13 protein-coding genes and 1 pseudogene are annotated in these 20,580 nt (G+C 64.1%); 8 read left to right on the top strand and 6 right to left on the bottom strand.

Translation table 11 applies throughout. The features are described from left to right. The first annotated feature begins 54 nt into the window (after positions 1 to 54). From F8S13_18585 to F8S13_18570, 4 genes and pseudogenes are all read left to right on the top strand, one after another. A pseudogene (locus F8S13_18585) lies at positions 55 to 1,080 on the top strand (alpha-L-arabinofuranosidase C). A gap of 519 nt (positions 1,081 to 1,599) precedes the next feature. Then, positions 1,600 to 3,168: an endo-1,4-beta-xylanase gene (locus F8S13_18580; protein KAB8141748.1), complete on the top strand. Its 1,569-nt coding sequence runs from the start codon at positions 1,600 to 1,602 to the stop codon at positions 3,166 to 3,168. Positions 3,169 to 3,501: 333 nt separating this feature from the next. After that, the gene (locus F8S13_18575) at positions 3,502 to 4,170 is read left to right on the top strand and encodes a hypothetical protein (protein ID KAB8141747.1); all 669 of its coding nucleotides are present in this window, start codon (positions 3,502 to 3,504) and stop codon (positions 4,168 to 4,170) included. 452 nt (positions 4,171 to 4,622) lie between these two features. Further along, positions 4,623 to 6,011 carry a PHB depolymerase family esterase gene (locus F8S13_18570; protein KAB8141746.1) on the top strand — a complete coding sequence of 463 codons (1,389 nt, stop codon included), beginning with the start codon at positions 4,623 to 4,625 and terminating at the stop codon, positions 6,009 to 6,011. A 63-nt stretch (positions 6,012 to 6,074) separates the two neighbouring features. On the opposite strand, the gene F8S13_18565 is transcribed toward F8S13_18570, so the two are convergent. The 3 genes from F8S13_18565 to F8S13_18555 form a co-directional block, all read right to left on the bottom strand. Continuing rightward, entirely contained in the window at positions 6,075 to 6,836 is a 762-nt protein-coding gene (locus F8S13_18565) for an alpha/beta hydrolase (protein KAB8141745.1), read from the bottom strand. 953 nt (positions 6,837 to 7,789) lie between these two features. Beyond that, positions 7,790 to 8,287: an ATP-binding protein gene (locus F8S13_18560; protein ID KAB8141744.1), complete on the bottom strand. Its 498-nt coding sequence runs from the start codon at positions 8,285 to 8,287 to the stop codon at positions 7,790 to 7,792. A gap of 23 nt (positions 8,288 to 8,310) precedes the next feature. Beyond that, positions 8,311 to 8,766 carry an SRPBCC family protein gene (locus tag F8S13_18555; GenBank protein ID KAB8141743.1) on the bottom strand — a complete coding sequence of 152 codons (456 nt, stop codon included), beginning with the start codon at positions 8,764 to 8,766 and terminating at the stop codon, positions 8,311 to 8,313. Between the two features lie 328 nt (positions 8,767 to 9,094). On the opposite strand from F8S13_18555, the gene F8S13_18550 reads away from it, so the two are divergent. Beyond that, a complete protein-coding gene (locus F8S13_18550; GenBank protein KAB8141742.1) occupies positions 9,095 to 10,135 on the top strand; it encodes a hypothetical protein in 1,041 nt (346 codons plus the stop codon). A gap of 72 nt (positions 10,136 to 10,207) precedes the next feature. Here the strand turns inward: F8S13_18550 and F8S13_18545 are convergent, their stop codons facing one another. Further along, a complete protein-coding gene (locus F8S13_18545) occupies positions 10,208 to 13,690 on the bottom strand; it encodes a glycosyl hydrolase (protein ID KAB8141741.1) in 3,483 nt (1,160 codons plus the stop codon). Positions 13,691 to 14,712: 1,022 nt separating this feature from the next. Next, positions 14,713 to 15,444 carry a hypothetical protein gene (locus F8S13_18540; GenBank protein ID KAB8141740.1) on the bottom strand — a complete coding sequence of 244 codons (732 nt, stop codon included), beginning with the start codon at positions 15,442 to 15,444 and terminating at the stop codon, positions 14,713 to 14,715. Positions 15,445 to 15,579: 135 nt separating this feature from the next. Between F8S13_18540 and F8S13_18535 the strand changes: the two genes are divergently transcribed. The 3 genes from F8S13_18535 (at position 15,580) to F8S13_18525 (ending at position 19,722) form a co-directional block, all read left to right on the top strand. Beyond that, the gene (locus tag F8S13_18535) at positions 15,580 to 17,001 is read left to right on the top strand and encodes an aspartate aminotransferase family protein (GenBank protein ID KAB8141739.1); all 1,422 of its coding nucleotides are present in this window, start codon (positions 15,580 to 15,582) and stop codon (positions 16,999 to 17,001) included. Positions 17,002 to 17,043: 42 nt separating this feature from the next. Next, positions 17,044 to 18,270: an MFS transporter gene (locus tag F8S13_18530; protein KAB8141738.1), complete on the top strand. Its 1,227-nt coding sequence runs from the start codon at positions 17,044 to 17,046 to the stop codon at positions 18,268 to 18,270. Between the two features lie 198 nt (positions 18,271 to 18,468). Next, a complete protein-coding gene (locus F8S13_18525; protein KAB8141737.1) occupies positions 18,469 to 19,722 on the top strand; it encodes an MFS transporter in 1,254 nt (417 codons plus the stop codon). Positions 19,723 to 19,763: 41 nt separating this feature from the next. On the opposite strand, the gene F8S13_18520 is transcribed toward F8S13_18525, so the two are convergent. After that, positions 19,764 to 20,444: a class I SAM-dependent methyltransferase gene (locus tag F8S13_18520; GenBank protein KAB8141736.1), complete on the bottom strand. Its 681-nt coding sequence runs from the start codon at positions 20,442 to 20,444 to the stop codon at positions 19,764 to 19,766. Positions 20,445 to 20,580: the final 136 nt, after the last annotated feature.

Raw genomic sequence — 20,580 nt, 5'->3', positions numbered from 1 at the left:
TGCTGACGTCGATGCATGGCGCAGTTGCCCTGTCAGCCTCATCAGGAGATAGCAATGCACGAACTTCTCAACCGTAGGGCGCATGGGATCGCCACATGGCTGCGCAGGCTCGCGCTGGCCGTGGCGCTGCTGTGCATCCCCGTGCTCTCGGCGATCTCGCCGACCGTGCAGGCCCAGCCCGCCGCCGCGCCGAACCCCAACCCCACGTGGTATGTGGATGACCCCATCCTCTACCGCGCCAAGGCCGAGCCATACGATCACTACGCGGTCAAAGACCCGACCATCGTCTACTCGGGCGGCAAGTACCATATGTTCTACACTGGGGCGAACGCCAGCGGCGGCTGGCAGATGCTCTACTCGTCCTCGACCACGCTTGAGGGCTTCCGCACCGCGCAGCACATCTACCTGAGCAAGATCGGCGAGAGCTACTTCTGCGCGCCGCAGGTGTTCTACTACGAGCCGCAGAAGCTGTGGTACCTAGTCTACCAGGATGGCACGCACGGCGCGGCCTACGCCACCACCAGCAACATCGCCGACCCGAACTCGTGGTCGGGGCCGAAGTCGTTTGGTATCTCGGGCAACATGGGCTGGGACTACTATGTGATCTGCGATGGCACCAACTGCTTCATGTACAACACGCCCAGCGATGGCTCGCACAACATCTACGTGCGCCGCACCAGCCAGTCGAGCTTCCCGGGCGGCTGGGGCGCGGCCTCGGTGTCCGTGACTGACACCTTCGAGGGTGTGAACGTGTACAAGGCGCAGGCCGATGGCAAGTACTACCTGGTGGTTGAGGACTCGAAGGACAACCGCTACTATGAGCTGTGGACAGCCAGCGGCGCGGGCGGGCCATGGACCAAGGTGTCGGAGAAGTGGGCCTGGCGCGGCAACCTCTCCTACAACGGTACGAGCTGGACCAACAATGTCTCGCACGGCGACATCCTGCGCTCGGGCGTGAATGAGCGGGCTGAGATCAGCGACATCAACCGCGTCGATTTTCTCATCCAGGGCACCACACGCCTCTCGTGCTGCGACTACCAGCAGATCCCGTGGGATCTGGGCGTTATTCACAACTATAAGGCTGGCACCACGCCCACGGCCACGCCCGGCGGCACTACGCCCACAGCCACGCCCAGCGGCACCACGCCTACAGCCACGCCGAGCACTGCGACGGTGCGCCGCCTGCAGTCGTACAACTTCCAGAGCCGCTATGTGCGCCACCAGAGCTATCGCGGGCGGATCGACGAGAACGTCTCGCCGGTCGAGGACTCGCAGTTCCGGGTGGTGGCCGGGCTAGCTGGCAGCGGGACGGTCTCGTTCGAGTCAGTGAACTTCCCCGGCTATTACCTGCGGCATCGCAATAACGAGATCTGGCTGGATGCGAGCGACGGCAGCGCGCAGTTTAAGGCCGATGCGACGTGGTACCGCCGCGCTGGCCTGGCCAATGGCGGCTGGTCCTCCTACGAGTCGTACAACATTCCCGGGCAGTACATCCGCCACTCCAACTACCTGCTGATCCTGGGCGCGGTCTCGGGCAGCACGCAGCAGGCCGACGCTACCTTCCGCGAGCAGTAGGCAGCAACGAAAGAGGAAATAACCATGCATCCATCGATAGCACGCCTTGGAGGAAATCGCCTCGTGCAGGCTGGCATGGCGCTGGCCCTCTGCACCGCCATCGTCGCCCCCACCCAGGCGGCCACGGCCAATGCGCCCACCGGGCAGCGGCTGCGCAACCTGGCGGGCAACTTCCTGATCGGCTACGCGGCCATGAGCAACTTCAACACGGCCAGCGACTCCGCTCAGTTTCAGGAGGTGGCGCGCACCGAGTTCAACTTTGTGACGCCCGAGAACGCCATGAAGTGGGATGCGACCGAGTCATCGCAGAACAACTTCAATTTTGGCGGGGCCGACACGCTGGTGAACTTCGCGCAGGCGAACAACCAGAAGGTGCACGGCCACACGCTGGTATGGCACAACCAGCTGCCCAACTGGGTAGCCAACGGCAGCTGGAACAGCACCACGCTGACCAACGTGATGTACAACCACATCGACAAGGTGATGAACCACTGGTCGGATGGCCAGATCTACGCCTGGGATGTGGTGAATGAGGCCTTCGAGGAGAACGGGACGCGGCGCAGTAGCGTGTTCCAGCGGGTGATCGGCAACTCGTACATCGAGCTGGCGTTCCGGCGGGCCAAGGCCGCCGATCCGGTGACCAAGCTGATCTACAACGACTACAACATCGAGGCGATCAACAGCAAGTCGAACGCGACCTACAACATGATCGCCGACTTCAAGAATCGTGGCGTGCCGATCGACGGGGTGGGCTTCCAGATGCACCTCACGAACGGCGGGATCGACTACAACAGCCTGGCGCAGAACATGCAGCGTTTCGCCAATATCGGTGTGGATATCTATATCACCGAGATGGACGTGCGCTTGCCCACGCCCACCAACAGCAGCGACCTGGCCAAGCAGGCCACCATCTACCAGGGCGTGCTGGATGTCTGCCTCAAGCAGCCGCGGTGCAAGGCCTTCCAGGTCTGGGGCATCCCCGACAAGTACTCGTGGGTGCCGAGCACCTTCCCTGGCACGGGCGACGCGCTGATCTTCGACAACAACTACAACGCCAAGCCCGCCTACTACTCCATCCAGTCGCGCCTGGCCAGCCAGGGTGGCGTACCCACAGCGACGCCGGTGACCTCGACGCCGGTGGGTGCCACGCCCACCCCCGCCGTGCCCACAGCTACGCCGAGCGCTGGGACGGTGCGGCGCATCCAGTCGTACAACTTCCAGAGCCGCTATGTGCGCCACCAGAGCTACCGCGGGCGGATTGACGAGAACGTCTCGCCGGTCGAGGACTCGCAGTTCCGGGTGGTGGCCGGGCTAGCTGGCAGCGGGACGGTCTCGTTTGAGTCGGTGAACTTCCCCGGCTACTATCTGCGGCATCGCAATGGTGAGATCTGGCTGGATGCGAGCGACGGCACGTCGCAGTTCAAGGCCGATGCGACGTGGTACCGCCGCGCTGGTCTGGCCAACGGCGGCTGGTCCTCCTACGAGTCGTACAACTACCCAGGGAACTATATTCGCCACTCTAACTACCTGCTGATCCTGGGCGCGGTCTCGGGCAGCACGCAGCAGGCCGACGCCACCTTCCGCGAGCAGTAGTCGCTCATAGCGGTCTTGGGCGGGCAGGTGAAGAACCTGCCCGCCTTTTTTTGTCTTCATATCGCTGCTCTGTTTCCCATACCAGCACGCCACTAGGGATGTGAAGCGTGGATCGATGTGCTGGGCGGGCGAGGGATCGATACTACACAGGTTTTTGGCCGGGTATGCTGCGACAATCTGCTAGCTTGATAAGGCTGTGTGGGGGTAGGAATGATTATTCGATGGAAAAGAAAATGAGCAACGTTTATAGCTAGATCCGCGTATCTATTCTTGTGGCCGCTTACGATCTTGGGTAAAGTGAGCTGTAGACATGAGCGAGATACAGGCGTGAACGTGCGATCAACTATCCATCCGCTCCGGATGATCTTTTGGGGGCTGCTTCTCTGCATCATAGATTTTAAAATAAAGCTTGGCTTCTCAGGGGTAGTATATCGCATCGATCTGCTGAGCGATACGATTGGGATGATTCTCGTGATCGTTGGCGTATCGCGGGTGGCATCTACCTACAAAGGCAGCGATGTCGACGATTGGTTTGTTTTCAGCTTGGTGTGTGCGTGGCCGACATTCGGCCTGACGATCCTTGAGGTGTTTGTGGGTGATGAGGTGGCATGGTACAGGTTTCTGAGTAGTACAGTCGGCCTCTTTTCGATGATGGCGACTGCTCTCTTCTGCTTTGCAATGCACTATGTTGCGCTTGATAGCCAGCTACCGCGCTCGGCTGACCGCTGGAAAGGGACTGCCATCACGGTGCTGGTGTGGTGGGTTGGCGCTGGTATCGCTGCGAACATCATCGCGCTGGCGGTGCACCTGAGCTGGATTCAGAACCCCTCGCAGTGGCTGACGATCCAGGTTGGCTCTGCGCTGATCTTTGGCACCGTTGTGGTGTTGGCGCTGCTGTTTTGTATGCTGTTCCTGCCGCTCATCTCCTTCTGGCGCTCAACATCGCACATGCAGCGCGAGCTAGGCCGCCTGCCGCCTGTCGAGGGCGCGGCTGTCGCGTAGGGTGATTCCCCTTGCCCGCCGTCGCGCCTAGTGGCGTGGTGGCGGGCTTTTGCTGTTTTGCTCGAACGGATGAACGATGCAGGGAAGCAGATATGTTGCTTTTGCCCCGGTTTATTTCGCATGCGGCCCTGTGATAACGGATACACGATTTAATCAAGCTAGCAACAAATAGCTGACTATAAAGATATTCTTGATCATTTATCCATTTGCCTTATACTACAGCTGTCATAATGAAGAAATCTCTATAGGCCAACGCACGGCCCAATGCCACCGAAGGAGGTGACTGCTGCCGCTCTCTGCTGATTGATAGCGGAAGAACCCCGATGGAAAGCGGGCGGGGCTGTCGAGCGCTCTACCCTCGCCCTGTGTGCTGAACACGCGGGTTGGGTGCGCCGGTGCTGGCCATAATGCTCGCCCGATCCCTCTTTTGCATGAGCTATAGGAGCTGATAGATGAGAAAGCTAGCTTCCCTGATGCTGCTTCTGGTCGCCATATGCCTGTCGGCCTCGGTGCTGGTTGGCACCGCGCAGGCGGCCTCGCTGGTGGAGGTGACGAACTTCGGCGCGAACCCCAGCGGCCTGCGGATGTACCTGTATGTGCCCAACAATGTGAAGCCCCACCCCGCCGTGCTGGTGGCCAACCACTACTGCACCGGCACTGGCCCGGCGTTCTACACCAACACGCAGTACGCCACGCTGGCCGAGCAGTATGGCTTTATCGTGATCTACCCCTCGGTGACGCGCAGCGAGCAGTGCTTCGACGTGGCCTCGCCGCAGACGCTGACTCACAACGGCGGCAGCGACTCGCTGGGCATCGTCTCGATGGTCAAGTATGTGCTCCAGACCTACAGCGCCGATGCCAGCCGGGTCTACGCCACGGGCATCTCGTCGGGGGCGATGATGACCAATGTGCTGCTGGGGGCCTACCCCGATGTGTTTGCGGCGGGCGCGGCGTTCAGCGGAGTGCCGTTCGGCTGCTTTGCCACCACCAACGGCTCGCTGTGGAACAGCGACTGCGCGACTGGCAAGATCATCAAGACGCCGCAGCAGTGGGGCGACCTGGTGCGGGCGGCCTACCCCGGCTACACCGGCCCGCGCCCGCGCATGCAGCTTTGGCACGGCACAAATGATGATGTTCTCTACTACCAGAACTTCACCGAGGCGGTGAAGCAGTGGACGGATGTGCTGGGCACGGGCCAGACGCCTGCCTACACCGATGCGCCGCAGGCTAGCTGGACGCGCACGCGCTACGGCGGCACCGGCACCCAGGCCCCGGTCGAGGCGATCAGCGTGGCGGGCGGGCCGCACAACCTGCCCTGGGGGCTGGAGCCGTACGCCATCCAGTTTTTCGGCCTGGATGCCACCTCGACCACGCCGACGGCCACGCCGAACGTGCCCACGGCCACGTCGGTGGCCCCAACAGCCACGCCAAACGTGCCGACCACCACCCCGATCGCACCTACCGCCACACCGATCGCACCTACCGCCACACCGATCGCACCTACCGCCACGCCGGTGAGCGGGGCGGGCTGCCAGGTGCGCTATGTGCTGAACCAGTGGGGCACGGGCTTCACCGCCGAGGTGACGGTGAAGAACACGGGCAGCGCGGCGATCAATGGCTGGTCGCTGGCCTGGACGTTCGGCGGCAACCAGCAGGTGACCAACGCCTGGAACGCCACGATCAGCCCGACCAGCGGCAGCGTGGTGGCCAAGAACATGAGCTACAACGCCAGCATTCCGGCGGGCGGCAGCGCCAGCTTTGGCTTCCAGGCCAGCTACAGCGGCAGCAACAGCGCGCCCGCCAGCTTCACGCTCAACGGCACGCCGTGCGGCAGCTTCTAGTGTGATAGTGGTTCGTTAGGGGAAGAGCGCACGCGGGACATGCCCCACGTGCGCTTTTTTGCGCTAGCAGATGGCGGCTGCGACCGCCTCGGCGAGGCCCACGGGGTTGTCGACGGCCATGTCGTGCCCGGCGTAGGGCACGATGCCCACGCGCACGCCGTGTCGGGCCAGCTCGTCCACATCGGGGTCGGGCAGCGAGCGCTCGCCGAAGATATAGGCCTTGGGGAAGGGAAAGCTGTACAGCAGCTCGCGCCAGCTCGGCGTGCCCCCACGGATGAGGTCGAGCGCGGCGGCATGGACTGCGTCGGGGTCGCTGTGGTGCAGGCTCATGGCCCAGGCGGCGTTGCCCGCCGCGCGCTCGGCGGCGACCATGCGGGCGTGGCCGTGGGCGCGGAACTCCTCGGCGCTCTGCGCGCCGACGGCGCGGCTGGTCGAGCCGCCGCCGCCATCTAAGTTGCCCTCGGCGACGATGATGCCCGCCACGTGGTCGCGGATGAGGTCGGCCAGGGCGATGGCGACCGCGCCGCCCATGCTGTGGCCGAAGATGTGCAGCCGCGTGACGCCGAGTCTCTGGACCATGTCGGCGACGTGGCGGGCCTGCTGGGCCAGGGCGTACTGCTCGGCGCTGGCCCGGTCGCTGTAGCCGAAGCCCAGCAGATCGACCAGCAGCCTGCGGTGGCCGCTGATCTGCGGCGACGCGGCGGCGGTGGGGTAGTCGAGCGAGCAGGCCGAGCCTAGCCCGTGGATGAACAGGATGGGCGTGCCGTCGCCGGGCATGTCGTGGTAGCGCAGGATCGCGCCGCAGCTGGTGAGAAATTCGCGCATGGTTCTTCTTCCTAAAGGGTCGCGTTAGTGTCTATGCGTTCTGCCCGAGAGCGCTGCGATGGGCAGCGGCGAGCATTCTGGAATAAGGGAGCGTGGCCGCTTTCGTTCGGCCATGCATACGAAGGGTGATATGTGATTAGGTGGTGACAGCCCTGCGCGGGCGGCGACGAGGGGCCTGCCCCTAGTGACCCCGCGAGGGGGCGAAGCCTTCACATGGTGTCACGTTTGGGGACGTTTCCGCGTTGTTTTGGGGTCGGGCCGACCGTAGGTAATGCTTGGAGCGTTGCCCGGTCGGCCCGACCGGCTGCGGCCTCGATGATGACGACTCCGCGTGGTTGGTGGGTGGATGCCCTGCGCGGGCAGCGCCTAGGGGCCAGCCCCTAGGAACCCCGCGAGGGGGTGTAACCCCCTTCGAACCCCCAATTTTGAGCGTTCCAATGCTTTCCCCTGGCGGCTGATGTTCGTGCATATGGCCATCAAAACCCTAGCGGCACCTTCGCCGCATGGGCCGGGTAGATGAGAGTCTCGATCTTACATGCGGTGCATGGCTTGGCATGCGTTATCTCGTCACGTGCCGCATCCGAATGCCCCGCTCCTGAAAGTGACACCATGTGAGGGCGATGCCCCCTTCGAAACCCCCAATTTTGAGCGTTCCAATGCTTTCCCCTGGCGGCTGATGTTTGTGCATATGGCCATCAAAACCCTAGCGGCACCTTCGCCGCATGGGAAAAGTGGGATGGTGCGCCGCAATCATGGTTTTCAAGCGATGCTTCGGAGTCTCGTAGGGAATGAGGTGACGATCTCCCAGGGTCTGGTACGCAAGGCATACCCGTTTTGCGCGTTCTGTTCACTTCGCGACAAAAGTGATACCTGCCGATGTGATGATACCTCTTCGAATCCCAACGCTGCTAGTGTTCGTGCATAACGAGTGTGTGAGTTGACGTAATACCTTACTAATCCGTTCGCACCACGGTGGCGGCGGCCAGCTCCTCGTCGGTCGGGCGCTCGAACTGGCCCTCCATGAAGTCGAACATGGCGGGCGTCACCTCGAAGGCGAAGGTCTCACCGCGCGCGCTGTTGCGCTCCAGCACTCGCTGCCTGCGCAGCTCGGGCGCGGCATCGACGAAGTGCAGCGACACGGGCAGCCCCAGCTCGCTCGCCCGTGCGGTAAACGCGCTGCGCTGCGCGGCCTTCATGAAGCCCAGGTCGAGCACTGCGTGCCCGCCGCTTGCGGCCACCGCCGCCGCCGTGGCCCAGATCTGAGCCTCGCAGCGGCCCACCCGCTCCATCACCCAGGCCAGATCGAGCGGGCTGGGCATGTCGGCCCCGTAGAGCCGCGCCATCCAGTCATCGATCGAGAAGTGCACGCCGCCGATATCCTGGGTTAGCTGGCGGGCGTAGGTCGATTTCCCCGCGCCCTGCGGCCCGAAGACGATGGAGATTGTTCCCATGATATTCCTCTGCTTTTCTTTTTCTAGCGCGATTGTCGCGCCGCCACACCCGCGAGCTGCGCCAGCTCCCTGGCGTATACGGGGCGCAGCATCCGCCCGTAGACCCAGCGCTCCAGCGCGCCGAGCGGGCCGCTCCTGCCCGCCAGCTGCGAGGATATCGTCACGTAGCTCTGCCGCCCATCGTCCCTCGGCTCCACGATGAAGCTGGTCACGATGCCGCTGTCGGTCGTCTCCACTAGGGTGTGGCCGGGCTGCGGCTCGCTGACCACGCCGCGAAACGACTGCGTGCTGCCCAGCATCTTGATCTGGGCCAGGAAGCGCGTGCCAGCGCCCACGCCGCCCTGCTCGACTGCCAGCGACACGAATGGCGGCGTGGGCAGGATCTGTGGGTGGCCCTGGCGGTAGTCGGCGATGATGCCGTAGACAAGCGGCGGCGGCGCGCTGATCAGCAGCGAGGCCGCGATGGGCTGCGGGGCCATGGGCGAGCTCCTTGTGTCGGGCGAGTGTCCGCCGGGCTATTGTAGCGGGGCGTGCGGGCGGCGGCATCGGGCGTGGGGCGGGGATGTGGTTGGGATGTGTGATCTTGGTAGGCAGCGAATTCTTTACCACGAAGACGCGAAGACGCGAGTGGGAGAACGCCTCAATTCGTGACCACGATACTACAGATTGGGATGCGTATAGGGAAATGATACGCAGCAGCACAGCGCATTTTTGTGCAGCATGTATAGGCCTTGGGCTTCTCGTTGGGATGTGGTCTAGGTGGCGAGAAGTTGCTATACTAGTGCGCGCGTGTATCCTCTTATCAACATGTGGAATGAGGCCATGAAGCACACACAATGGTCAGCCCTGGCTGGCGTGCTGGTTTTTTGCGCTGCGGCAGCTTTGGCTGCGTGCGGCACTACGGCTGGGGAACAGAACCAAGCCGCGACTACGAAGCCGACCCCGACACCGATCCTGCACCGCATCTCGACAGGCCCGCAAGGCCGGATCGCCTATGTGCGTACGCTGGACCGTGGGGCGGGGGACTACGATCTGTATACGATGGATGCGGATGGCAGCAATATGCGCGAGCTAACCAGCTTCCCAGGGCTTGAGACCGAGCCGGATTGGTCGCCTGATGGGCAGATGATCGCGTTTGTGTCGACTCAGGAGAGCAAAGACCCAAATGACTGTACGAGCGGCTATGTCGAATTTCGCTGCGCGTTTCAGATCTACCGCATCAATGCCGATGGCAGCGGCCTCATGCGTCTCACTGCTGGCGAACGCTACGAGCGCAGCCCGGTGTGGTCGCCGGATGGCACGCAGATCCTCTACGCCTCGCGCGAGGTGGGCGCAAATGATGGCTACCTCTACCTGATGCAGGCGGATGGCAGCAACGCTCACCCGATCACGAGCGGCGCAGATGACTACACATCGCCCACATGGTCGCCGGATGGAAAGCGGATCGCCTTTGTGCGCAACAATCATGATGAGATGCAGGTGTGGGTCTCGGATGCGGATGGTGGCAATGCGCAGCAGATCACGAAAGGCAGGGACTACAGCTTTAATCCGGTCTGGTCTCCGGATGGCAGCAAGATCGCTTTTTTAGTGGTTGCGCGGCGCGATAAAGCAGCGCATATTGTGCTTGTTCACCCCGATGGCACTGATCCGCAGGTGGTGCCGAACGCCGAGGTGAATACGGGCTACCCTCCCTCGTGGTCGCCGGATGGAAAACGGCTGATCTATGTGCGATTTAACCCTGGCCGCTATGATCTATCGGTCACAGATCTGGATGGAAGCCATATTGAGGAGCTGACCCATTCGGATGCGTTTTACTCCGCGCCCTCGTGGTCGGCTGCTACGCCGTAGATGCACGAAGCGGGCGGGGCGCACACACGCGCCCCGCCCGCCTCTCACCCTCCTCGCCTCTCGCCTTTCCTCCTACCAGTTATTGCCGCTCACGCGGTTGACTAGGAACTCGGGCGCGCGGCCCTCGCCGTAGAACGCCGCGATGCCGGAGTTGACTACCTTCACGTTGGTGAACGACACGCTGCCCACGGGCGGCGTATCGCTGGTGCCCTCGGCGCGGATCACCAGCTTGATGCCGTAGCGGGGAGCGCCGTTGATGTTGACGTTCTCCAGCCGCACGTTCTTCATCGCGTTCTTCTCGGGGTACTTGGTCTGGAACATCACGCCGAAGTACACCGGGTTGTTGATGTCCACGTTCTTCACCAGGATATTCTGGAACGGGCGGTCGCCAGCGAAGAACCAGATCGCCGCGAAGTTCTGGTAGTCGTTGATGTGGTCGTCGCTGCCAGCGCTGCCCCAGAAGTCGCCGCCGGTGCGGTCGAGCGTCACGCCGTCGAACACGTTGTCGGTGTCGCCGAAGCCCAGCGTGTTGTAGCCGAAGCTCAGGCTGCTGATGGTGATGCCCGGGTAGGTCAGCGTGTCCGCGCCGTAGAGGTTCTTGTACAGGTTGCCCGCCCCGCCGTAGACCGCGAAGGCCGCCGCGCGGCGCACCAGGGTGGCCGTCAGGTTCGAGTAGACGTTGCCGGTGTTGTACGAGCCGCCCGCGTCCACGGCGCTGAACAGGGCGAACGAGTCGTCGCCGGTGCCGCGTGCCTCGGAGTTGGTGATCAGGTTGTTGTTCGAGCCGTTGGTCATGTTGATGCCGTCGGCGAAGGTGTTGCGGATGCGCAGGTTCTTGAACGTGTTGTTCGACGCGGCCACGCCCCAGTAGAAGCAGATGAAGTGCTCGGCCCACACGTTGTCGACCGTCACGTTCTGCATGCCGTTGCCGTCGATGAACTTGCCCGGGCCGTCCACGCGGTAGCGGTAGTTACCCCACACCGAGAAGTTCTTGATCACCGAGCCGTTGGCCGTGGCGGCGATGTTAAAGCCCACGTCGGTGTTGCTCATGTCCTGCGGGGCCATCAGCTGGGTGTGCCAGGGGCCAGCGCCGATGATCTGGGTGGCGCGGCCATACACGTAGATCTTGCTGGGCAGCGACCACGTGCCCGCTGGGATGAAGATGCCCAGCTTGTTGGTGTCGGCGCGGAACTCCTGGAGCGCGGCGTCGATCGACTTGCTGGATGAGACCTGGACGTAGCGCGCGGGGTCGGGGTTGCTGGCCGCCGGGGCCACGTTCTCGGTCTCCAGGAAGTCGACGTAGACCCACTGCACGTCGCCAGCGTCCTTCTGGAGGCGCAGCTTGGTTCCGGCGGGGTAGACCTGGTCGAGCAGCATGTGGGCCTCCTCGTACAGCCAGTAGGCCGTGCCGCCGGGCGTGTTGCTGTAGCCCAGGTTGCCCAGCGTGCTGGGCGAGGCGTAGACGTACGAGAACTTGGAGGAGACCGTCAGGTTGCCCTTGTCGCTGCCTGCGGCGTAGACACTGAGCGTGGCATCCAGGCCCGCGCCATCGGCGCTGTTGGGGATGGCATTGCGCACCACAATGGCGTTGGCGGCGGCGGGCAGGGTGAACTCGACATACTCGCCGGTGGCGTCCAGCAGCACGGCGGATCGGCCCGAGGCCTCGCCCGCGAAGTCGGCCAGCTGGAAGTTGGGCGTCAGGCGGGTGCCGTTGGTGGCCACCGACGCCGACTCGGCCTCGATGCGGGTGTAGGGCATGATCGCGCCGCGCCCAACGGCCACGCTCTGCGAGAGCGCGTTGTTGCTCTCGTTGGTCTCGGCGATGATGTTGCTGGCGTCGGCGCTGGCGGTGATCGCGGTCGAGCCGTCGACGGCGGTCCAGGTGCCCACGGTCACGTTCACCGTCGCGCCTGCGGCGATGGCGGGCGTGCTGGTGCTGCTCAGGGTGGTGCCGCCCACCACCACGCGGGTGGTGGTTCCTGCCGCCACGGCGGCGGTGCCGCGGTTGTTCACCGAGACCACGAACGACACGGCGGTGCCAGCGGTGGGGCTATCGGGCGTCATAGCCACGCCCAGCACCTGCAGGTCGGGGCCGGGCGACTGGGCCACGGCCAGCGCGGCGGCGGCGCTGAAGGCGTTGTTGTCGTTATTTTTCTCGACCACGGTGTTGGATGGGTCGACCGTGGCGGCCACGGTGTAGCTGCCCATGCCGCGCGTGCCGATGTTCAGCGACACCGTGGTGGAAGCGCCCGCCGCCAGCGCGCCGACGCTTGCGCTGCCCGCCGTGGTGCCATTCACGCTGAAGCTCACCGTGGTGGCGCTGGATGCGGCATCGCCCGCGTTCTTCACCGTGGCCGCCAGCGTGATCGCCGAGGTCTCGGTGGGCGCGCTGGGCGTCCAGCTCAGGCCGGTGATGGTGAGGTCGGGGTTGGGGGCCATGGTTCCCATCACCTGCAGCTCGGCCACCTGGCCCGCCGGAGCGCCGGAGTTGCTGGTGATGTTGAGCTGTACCGCGCTGATGGTGGCGCTCAGGTTGATTGTCACGGTGTTGCCCGTGGCCGGGTTGAAGGTGTAACTCGTCGCGCCGACCAGCGAGCTGAACGCCGTGCTGTTCTGGTCGTGGCCCAGCACCTGGATGGTCTGGGTGCGGGTGCTCCAGGCCGTGTCGGGGTTGAGCTTCAGCACCAGCGAGCTGACGCTGACATTTGCGCCCAGGTCGACCGTCAGGCTGCTGGGGCTGCTGCCGCCCTCCCAGTAGGTAGCCGTGCTGCCGTCGTTGGCGTTGGCGGCCACGAAGGTGTAGACCGAGGAGGATGCCGTGATTGGCTTATTCAGCGCCAGGTTGGTGCTGGTGCCGGGAATCGGTGTGGCGGTGGGCGCTGCGGTCTGGGTGGGCACCGCCGTCGGGCCGCTGGTGGGCACGGTGGTGGGCGCTGCGGTCTTGGTCGGTGTGGCCGTGGGCGCGCTGGTCGGTGCGCTGGTCGGCGTGGCCGTGGCACCGCTGCCCACCGTCTCGATCAGCCACTGCGGGCTGTCGAAGCTGGTGTTGATCTCGCCGTACTGGGCGTAGCCGCGCAGGTTCTCGATGTGCAGCACCTGCCAGCTGTGCCAGACGTTGCGGATGACCTTGTAGCCAGCGGCGGGCGCATCCTCGATGGTCCAGCGCGCGCTCATCCAGCTGCTGTCGGCTGCGATGCTCTCGACATAGTCGTAGAGGTGCTCGATGGCCATGTAGTTGCCGGTCGCGCGGTTTTTGATGCGCTTGCTGCCCTCGAAGTCCTCGATCAGCCACTGCGAGCTGGTGTCGCTGGCGGCGGGCGTGCCGTATTTGACCTGGTTAGCCGATTCGTAGAGGTAGGTGTTCTGCCACTTGTTCTTGAGCCGCACGTAGGTGAGGCTCTGGGCGGCGGCGGGGGTGGGGGCGAGGCCGACGATCTGCACGGCCAGCATGGCCAGCAGCACGAGGCAGGTGGTGAGCTTTGCGCGGTACGAGCGCGAGGGGATACCTATCATGACTACTCCTCTTTGAATACATCCACAGACCATTGTGGGCATGATTGGCGATATTTGGCTGTCGGGCGGGCGAGCTGCTCTCCTTTCGTGTTTGCTGGCGCGCAGGCGCTGGCGGTCGATCTGCGACGATGCAGAGCATCGGGAAAATGCTTTTGAACCGGTTCAATTTTTCTGCAGCGCTATGGCCAAACTATAGCGAACTGACCGCTCGTTTTGCCGCGAGCAGCCGATGCTGTCGATCAACATGGCTTGGGAACGATCTCATCAGATCGCCGAGCTGCGAGGCTGAGCCGCTCTTGCTTGTCCAACCATGTCATAAATCTTGAAACGATTCAAAATTATCATGATCAGTTTCATTTGTCAAGCAGCGGTTAAAGATCAATGATCGCTGATGGTTCGTGATGAAATAATATGGTGAGAAAAACGTGCGGCAGTGGCTGTTTCAATTTGACATAAAATAAATCGCGCAGGCAAGAAGGGAGCCTGGGGGAGTAGCCATCCCCCAGGCCCATTTGTACCGCCCAATTGCACACACGAGCACGTTTAAGTGCGCCAGTCAATCATTACACCGTCGTGTTCTGCGATTAAACTACCGCTCCACAATCTGGCGGAGCAGGCTGGAATTGAACCAGCATCCAACGATACTAGCTGTGCACCCTTGACCTCGCGTTCGGCGGTGAATGCTGAGCCTGGAGCGATAGTCTGATGGTGGTGGCGGTAGCCCGCCGCGCCTCTGCCAGTTGGGCTACCCCGCCGCGTGGTGGCGGGGGGAGGATTCGAACCTCCATCCTCGGCGAAGCCCCTATCAAACTGATCCTAAGCTTCAGCTTGCGCTCCTGCACGCCTCTATGATAGGGCATCGCGCCGCGAGATGCAAGTGCGGCGAAAATTCTTTTACCACGAAGACGCGAAGACACGAAGAGGGAAAGAATCGATTCACCACCAAGACACGAAGACACCAAGGAGACAAAAGAACCGATTCACCACGAAGGCGCGAAGGGTAAAGCGAAAGGATCAGGGATGTAATCCCTGATCCCTATTCCCTGATCCCTATTCCCTACTCCCTACTGAAACAGGAAGTGGAACACCTTCTCGCCCAGCTTCTGGTCGGTGGCCTCGGTGTTGTTGGCCTCCTCGCGGGCGAACTTCACGGCGTTCTGCAGCTTCTCCACGCGCTCCAGCAGCTCGCTCACGCGCTTGGCGGGCAGCGCGCCCGAGAATTTGACGGTGCGCCAGTAGCCCACGGTCACATCCTCGTAGTAGACCTCGACCTGGGCGGGGTGCTTGTCGGTGGCCTCGGCCTTCACATGGTTGCGTGGGATCTTCTTGGTCTTCAGCGTCTGCACCGCGTCGGTGGCCCATGCGTCGGCGGATGCGTCGAAGCTCCAGCTCTCCGAGCTGTCGAGCGTGGGCAGCTTCTTCACAAAGGTGTGGATGTCGATCAGCTGCTTCTCTAGGAACAGCAGGTAGCTGACGGGCACCTTGGCCAGCAGCACCTGGCCATCCACCACCACATCGGCCTGGGCCACGCAGTTGGTCCAGTCCTTGGTGGCGGTGATGTCGAACAGGCGGCTGAGGATCTGCGCGGTCTGCTGGATCATCTCCTCGGCGCGCACCTGCACCCTGGTCGACTCGGGCGGGAGCTGCTCGCCCTCGTCGTCTTTGGGACGGTAGGTGCGCGCGATCCCGGCCAGCAGCGCGGGCTTCTGCAGCGCGTGGTGGGCCTCGGTCAGCTCCTGGAAGGTGCGGCTCTTGACGCCTTTCTCGACGGCGATGATCTGATTCAGCTTGGCCATATATCCTCCTGCAACAGCGCATGTGTGTTCCAGGGGGAATTATAGCACCTGCCAGAAATGTTATACTAGGCCGCAAATATCGCCAGTACGAAGAAGTTTGCCCCGCCCAGCGAAGCGCCGCCAGAGGAGGTACCTATGCCCATCCCCGACCACGGCCTGCCCGCCGATGATGTGCTACGAGCGTTGGAATCCTACAAGCAGCACGATGCCCCCTGGCGCGAGGGCAAGCTGTTCGCCGGCGTGTACGACCCCGGCGAGCAGGCCGACGCGCTGATCAAGGCCGCCTACACCATGTTCCTGGGCGAGAACGCGCTCTACCCCAACTACTACCCCAGCCTGCTGCGGCTGGAGAGCGAGGTGACATCCAGCCTGGCCGCGCTGCTGGGCGGCGACGCCGAGGTGGTGGGCAGCTGCACCAGCGGCGGCACCGAGAGCATCATGCTGGCGCTGAAGGCCGCGCGCGACAAGGCCCGCGCCGAGCGCCCCGAGATCGCTGCGCCCGAGATCGTGCTGCCGCACACCGCCCACGCCGCCTTTCACAAGGCCGCGCTGTACCTGGGCCTGCGGCCGGTGCTCACGCCCTTCGACCCCGAGAGCTTCCGCGCCATCCCCGAGGCCATCGCTCAGGCGATCACGCCCAACACCGTGCTGATCGCGGCCTCGGCCCCCGGCTACTCGCACGGCGTGGTCGACCCCATCCCCGCGATCGGCGCGATCGCGCTAGAGCGGGGCATCCCCTTCCATGTGGATGCGTGCGTGGGCGGCCTGCAGCTGGCAGTGATGCGCTCCATGGGCTACGAGGTGCCCGCCTTCGACTTCGCGGTGCCGGGCGTCACCTCGATCTCGGTGGACATGCACAAGTATGGCTACGCGGCCAAGAACGCCTCGGTGCTGCTGTACCGCAACCGCGCGCTGCGGCGCTATGCCCTCTTCGCCAGCGCGGCCACCACGGGCTATCTGGTGATCAACACCACGGTGCTGTCGAGCCGCACCGGCGGGCCGATTGCCGCCGCGTGGGCCGCGCTGCAGCACCTGGGCATGGATGGCTACCAGCAGATCACCCGCGAGGTGATGGGCGCGACGGCGCAGCTGCTGGAGGGCCTGCGTGGCATCCCCGAGCTGCGTGTGCTGGGCCAGCCCGATATGAGCCTAGTGGCCTTTAGCTCGGATGTGGTGGATGTGTTCGCGCTGGATGACGAGCTGACGCGGCGGGGCTGGGCGCTGCAGCCGCAGTTCCACGCTGGCGGCGGCCCGGCCAACCTGCACATCACGGTCAGCCGCTCGAATGTGCCGCATATCGCCGCGCTGCTGGCCGACCTGCGCGAGGCCATTGCCGCCGTGCGCGCCCGGCCCGCCGCGCCCGCGATCCACGACGAGGTGGCCCGCCTGCTGGCCAGCCCCGGCCCCGACACCTTTGCGCAGCTGGCCGCGCTGGCAGGCATCCGCCCCGGCAGCATGCCCGAGGGCTACGCCCAGATCAACGGTGTGCTTGACGCGCTGCCTGACGACCTGGCCGCGCTACTGCTGACCGAATACCTGAATACGCTGTATAGCTAAAAATCGTTGGGTAGTACTTTTTTGCCAAGAAGAGGAATTTGAATGGGAACGGCGCTCGCTCCATCCACCGCATCCCGATGGCGCATTCCGGTCATCCTCGGGGTCACCATGTTCATCCACTTCCTCGACCGCAACAATCTGGCGGTGGCGCTGCCCGAGATCGCCAAGGAGTACGGCTGGGACACCCAGCAGCTGGCGGGCCAGGGCAAGATCCTGCTGGCGGCGTTCTACTTCTCGCTGGGCATCTCGAACATGGCGCTCAGCCCACTGGCCGAGCGCATCGGGCCGAAGCGCGGCATCATGCTGGCGATCACAGCCTTCTCGATCTGCACCATGCTGATCGCGCCGCTGGGCCAGAGCTTTGTGGCGCTGATCATCATCCGGCTGCTGCTGGGCGTGGGCGAGGGCGTGCACGTGCCCATGAACAGCACGCTTGTGAGCCGCTGGTTCCGCCAGAGCGAGCGCTCGCGGGCCAATGCGATCTGGAGCCAGGGCATCCTGCTGGCCACGGCCTTCTCGCCCACAATCATCATCCCTATGGTGCTTTCCATGGGCTGGCGTCCCACCTTTGCGGTGTTGGGCCTCGCCGGGCTGCTGATCGGACTGCCACTGGTGTGGTTTTTTGTGGAAGATGCGCCCAGCCAGGCCGAGCGGCCCGCGCAAGAAGACCAGGCGGCGGCAGGCGAGCAGCCATCCAGCTACCTGCGCAACCCGCTGTTTTGGCTCACGGTGGTGGGCGGCTCGCTCAGCACTTTTTGCGCGTTTAGCGTGCTGAACTGGCTGCCCAGCTACTTCTACGACTCGAAGGGCATCAGCTTCGAGGATCTGGGCTGGCCGCTGACACTGGTGTATGGCTCTGGCATCCTGGGTGTGTTTGTGATGGCGTGGCTGGGCGACCTGTTGAACCGGCGCGTGCTGATGGCCAGCCTGGGCTGTGTGACCGCAGGCGTGCTGGTGTTCTTCGCCTCGCAGGCGACCTCGCTGGTGCCGCTGGTGGCGCTGTTTGCGCTGGCCACCTTCTGTCAGACCGGCTTCCAGGCCCAGGAGTTCGCGCTGGTGCAGCGGCAGCTTCCCGCGGACAAGGTGGGGGCTGGCAGCGGGTTGTACAACGGCCTCACCATTCTGTTTGGCGGCGTGCTTGGCTCGCTCATTCCGGGCAGCATTGCCGAGGCCACGGGCAGCTTCGACATGGGCATCCTCAGCGTGGTGGTGGGCGCGGCGCTGGCTGCGGCGGTGTGGTTTATCCTCTCGCGGCTGGTGCGCTACTAGCGGCGGTTTTGGGCAGCCGCCTGTGCCAGACGAGCACAGGCGGCTCTTTTTATGCCGGGCGACTGCACTGTGTTGCGTATAATCTACATCTCAGGTAGCATTTTACTGCAATAATGTTGACATCAGTTCGTAGATGGCCTAGAATGATCCGCAGTGAAGTTGTAATAAATCGCCACAAATGGTAGCATTTATCTGAAGATGTGGGAGCGTCAGATGAACGGAGCACACTGGAAAGCCCGCTTTGCCGCCTTCTGGGGCGCGCAGGCCGTCTCGCTATTTGGCAGCAGCCTGGCGCAGTTTGCGCTGGTCTGGTGGCTCACCGAGGCCACGCAGTCGGCCACGGTGCTGGCGCTCTCGACCCTGGCCGCGCTGCTGCCGGGCATCCTGATCGGGCCGTTCGCGGGGGTGCTGGTCGACCGCTGGGACCGCAAGAAGATCATCGCTCTCTCCGACACGGTGGGCGCGCTGGTGGCGCTGGCTCTGGCCATCCTCTATCTCACCCAGCTGATTCAGCCCTGGCTGGTGGTGCTGGCCATGTTCATCCGCTCGCTGGCGGGCGCGTTCCAGCAGCCCGCCGTGCAGGCCACCACGGCGCTGATCGTGCCCCAGGAGGAGCTGTCGCGGGTGAGCGGCCTGAACCAGATGCTGAATGGCCTGATGCAGATCGCCGCACCGCCGCTGGGCGCGCTGCTGATGACCCTGGTGCCGCTTGAGGCGATCATGGCGATGGATGTGGCGACCGCCGCCGTGGCCGTTGGCCTGGTGCTGGTGCTGGACCTGCCGCGCCTGGTGGCCAAGCACACCGAGAGCGCGGCCAGCGTGCTGCACGATCTGGGCGAGGGCTTCCGCTACATCTGGGGCTGGCCCGCGCTGCTGGGCATCCTGATGGTGAGCGCGCTGCTGAACCTGCTGCTGACCCCGGCCTTCAGCCTGCTGCCGATCTTTGTCACCAACCACATGCGCGGCGGGGCCGAGGATCTGGCCTGGCTGAACATGGCCTTCGGGGTGGGCGTGGTGCTGGGCGGGCTGCTGCTGAGCGTGTGGGGCGGCTTCCGGCGGCGGATCTACACCGGCGCGCTGGGCGTGGCGGGTATGGGCGTGGCCATCCTAGCGCTGGGCCTTGCGCCCGCCGGAATGCTGCCGCTGGCGATCGGGGCTATGCTGGCGACAGGCTGTATGAACGCGTTCTCCAATGGCCCGATTATGGCCATGCTCCAGAGCCTAGTCGCGCCCGAGATGCAGGGCCGCGTGTTCGCGGTGGTGACGAGTGTGTGTATGGCTATGTCGCCGCTGGGCCTGCTGGTGGGCGGGCCGCTGGCCGACGCGCTGGGCGTCTCCACGCTGTATCTGGTGGGCGGCGCGGCCTGCCTGATCATGGGCGTGGTGATCGCGCTGCACCCCGTGCTGCGGGCGGTGGAGGATGGGCGGCAGGCGGCGGCGCAGGTGGCCTAGGGGCATCAGCCAGGCCCACGCGGGCCTGGCTGACGCCGCGCCTAGCGGTGGCGCGTGGCGGCGAACAGGGCCACCTGGCCCTGCACGCGCAGCCGTGCGTCGGGGAAGGCCAGGTAGAGCGCCCGCCGCAGCGCGTCGAGCGTGTCGGCGGTGTTGTGGAACACACCCTTGCTGTTGTAGAAGCCCATCAGGGCGCGGGCGGGCGGGAAGTCGGCGCACTGATCGCAGAGGATGGTGCTGCCGAACAGCGTGCCGCCGGGCCGCAGCACGCGGCGGGCCTCCTCGAACAGCCTGCCCTTCTCGGCCCAGGTGCCGGGGATGCAGTGGAGCAGGTAGTTCATGCCGATCGAGCCAAACGATGCGCTCTCGAACGGCAGGGCGTCGAGCACGTTGGCGCGCACCGCGTCGGGGCTATAGCGCCCGATGCGCGCGCGGGTGGTGCCCAGGCTGCTGGGGTTGAGATCGAGCAGGGTGATCTCGGGGGCCAGCCGCTCGGGCACGGCGCGGTCGAGGAAGTAGCCTGTGCCCACGCCGATGTCGAGGTGCTTCTCTGAGATGTTGGCGGCGTACCACGCGGCGATGATCGGCGAGGGGCACTGCCAGATCCACTGGTTGGAGATGCCCAGCACCACTAGATCGTAGAGGCTAAGCGTAGCGGGCGAGTAGATCGCGGCCCCGTCGTGGGTGGCGGCGTCGGCGCTGAGGGTGGTTCGTTCAGGCATGGCTCTCCTACGTTCGGGTATGGCGATCCCACGCGGCGCAGGCGGTATCGCCCACGCCGCTGCGAGGCGCAGATCCTAACACCGGCAGATGCGCGCTATCATACCACAAACCTAGGAGGCGGGGAGCAACGGGAAC

This window comes from Chloroflexia bacterium SDU3-3, from assembly GCA_009268125.1.
Taxonomy (GTDB): domain Bacteria; phylum Chloroflexota; class Chloroflexia; order Chloroflexales; family Roseiflexaceae; genus SDU3-3.
This window is presented reverse-complemented; position numbering and strand designations above follow the sequence as displayed.

Coding starts and splice junctions, on each gene's coding strand:
- F8S13_18520 (KAB8141736.1), bottom strand. CDS start 20,444: ATGCCTGAACGAACCACCCTCAGCGCCGACGCCGCCACCCACGACGGG.
- F8S13_18545 (KAB8141741.1), bottom strand. CDS start 13,690: ATGCCCACAATGGTCTGTGGATGTATTCAAAGAGGAGTAGTCATGATA.
- F8S13_18525 (KAB8141737.1), top strand. CDS start 18,469: ATGTGGGAGCGTCAGATGAACGGAGCACACTGGAAAGCCCGCTTTGCC.
- F8S13_18555 (KAB8141743.1), bottom strand. CDS start 8,766: ATGGCCCCGCAGCCCATCGCGGCCTCGCTGCTGATCAGCGCGCCGCCG.
- F8S13_18570 (KAB8141746.1), top strand. CDS start 4,623: ATGAGAAAGCTAGCTTCCCTGATGCTGCTTCTGGTCGCCATATGCCTG.
- F8S13_18550 (KAB8141742.1), top strand. CDS start 9,095: ATGTGGAATGAGGCCATGAAGCACACACAATGGTCAGCCCTGGCTGGC.
- F8S13_18530 (KAB8141738.1), top strand. CDS start 17,044: ATGGGAACGGCGCTCGCTCCATCCACCGCATCCCGATGGCGCATTCCG.
- F8S13_18565 (KAB8141745.1), bottom strand. CDS start 6,836: ATGCGCGAATTTCTCACCAGCTGCGGCGCGATCCTGCGCTACCACGAC.
- F8S13_18540 (KAB8141740.1), bottom strand. CDS start 15,444: ATGGCCAAGCTGAATCAGATCATCGCCGTCGAGAAAGGCGTCAAGAGC.
- F8S13_18580 (KAB8141748.1), top strand. CDS start 1,600: ATGCATCCATCGATAGCACGCCTTGGAGGAAATCGCCTCGTGCAGGCT.
- F8S13_18560 (KAB8141744.1), bottom strand. CDS start 8,287: ATGGGAACAATCTCCATCGTCTTCGGGCCGCAGGGCGCGGGGAAATCG.
- F8S13_18535 (KAB8141739.1), top strand. CDS start 15,580: ATGCCCATCCCCGACCACGGCCTGCCCGCCGATGATGTGCTACGAGCG.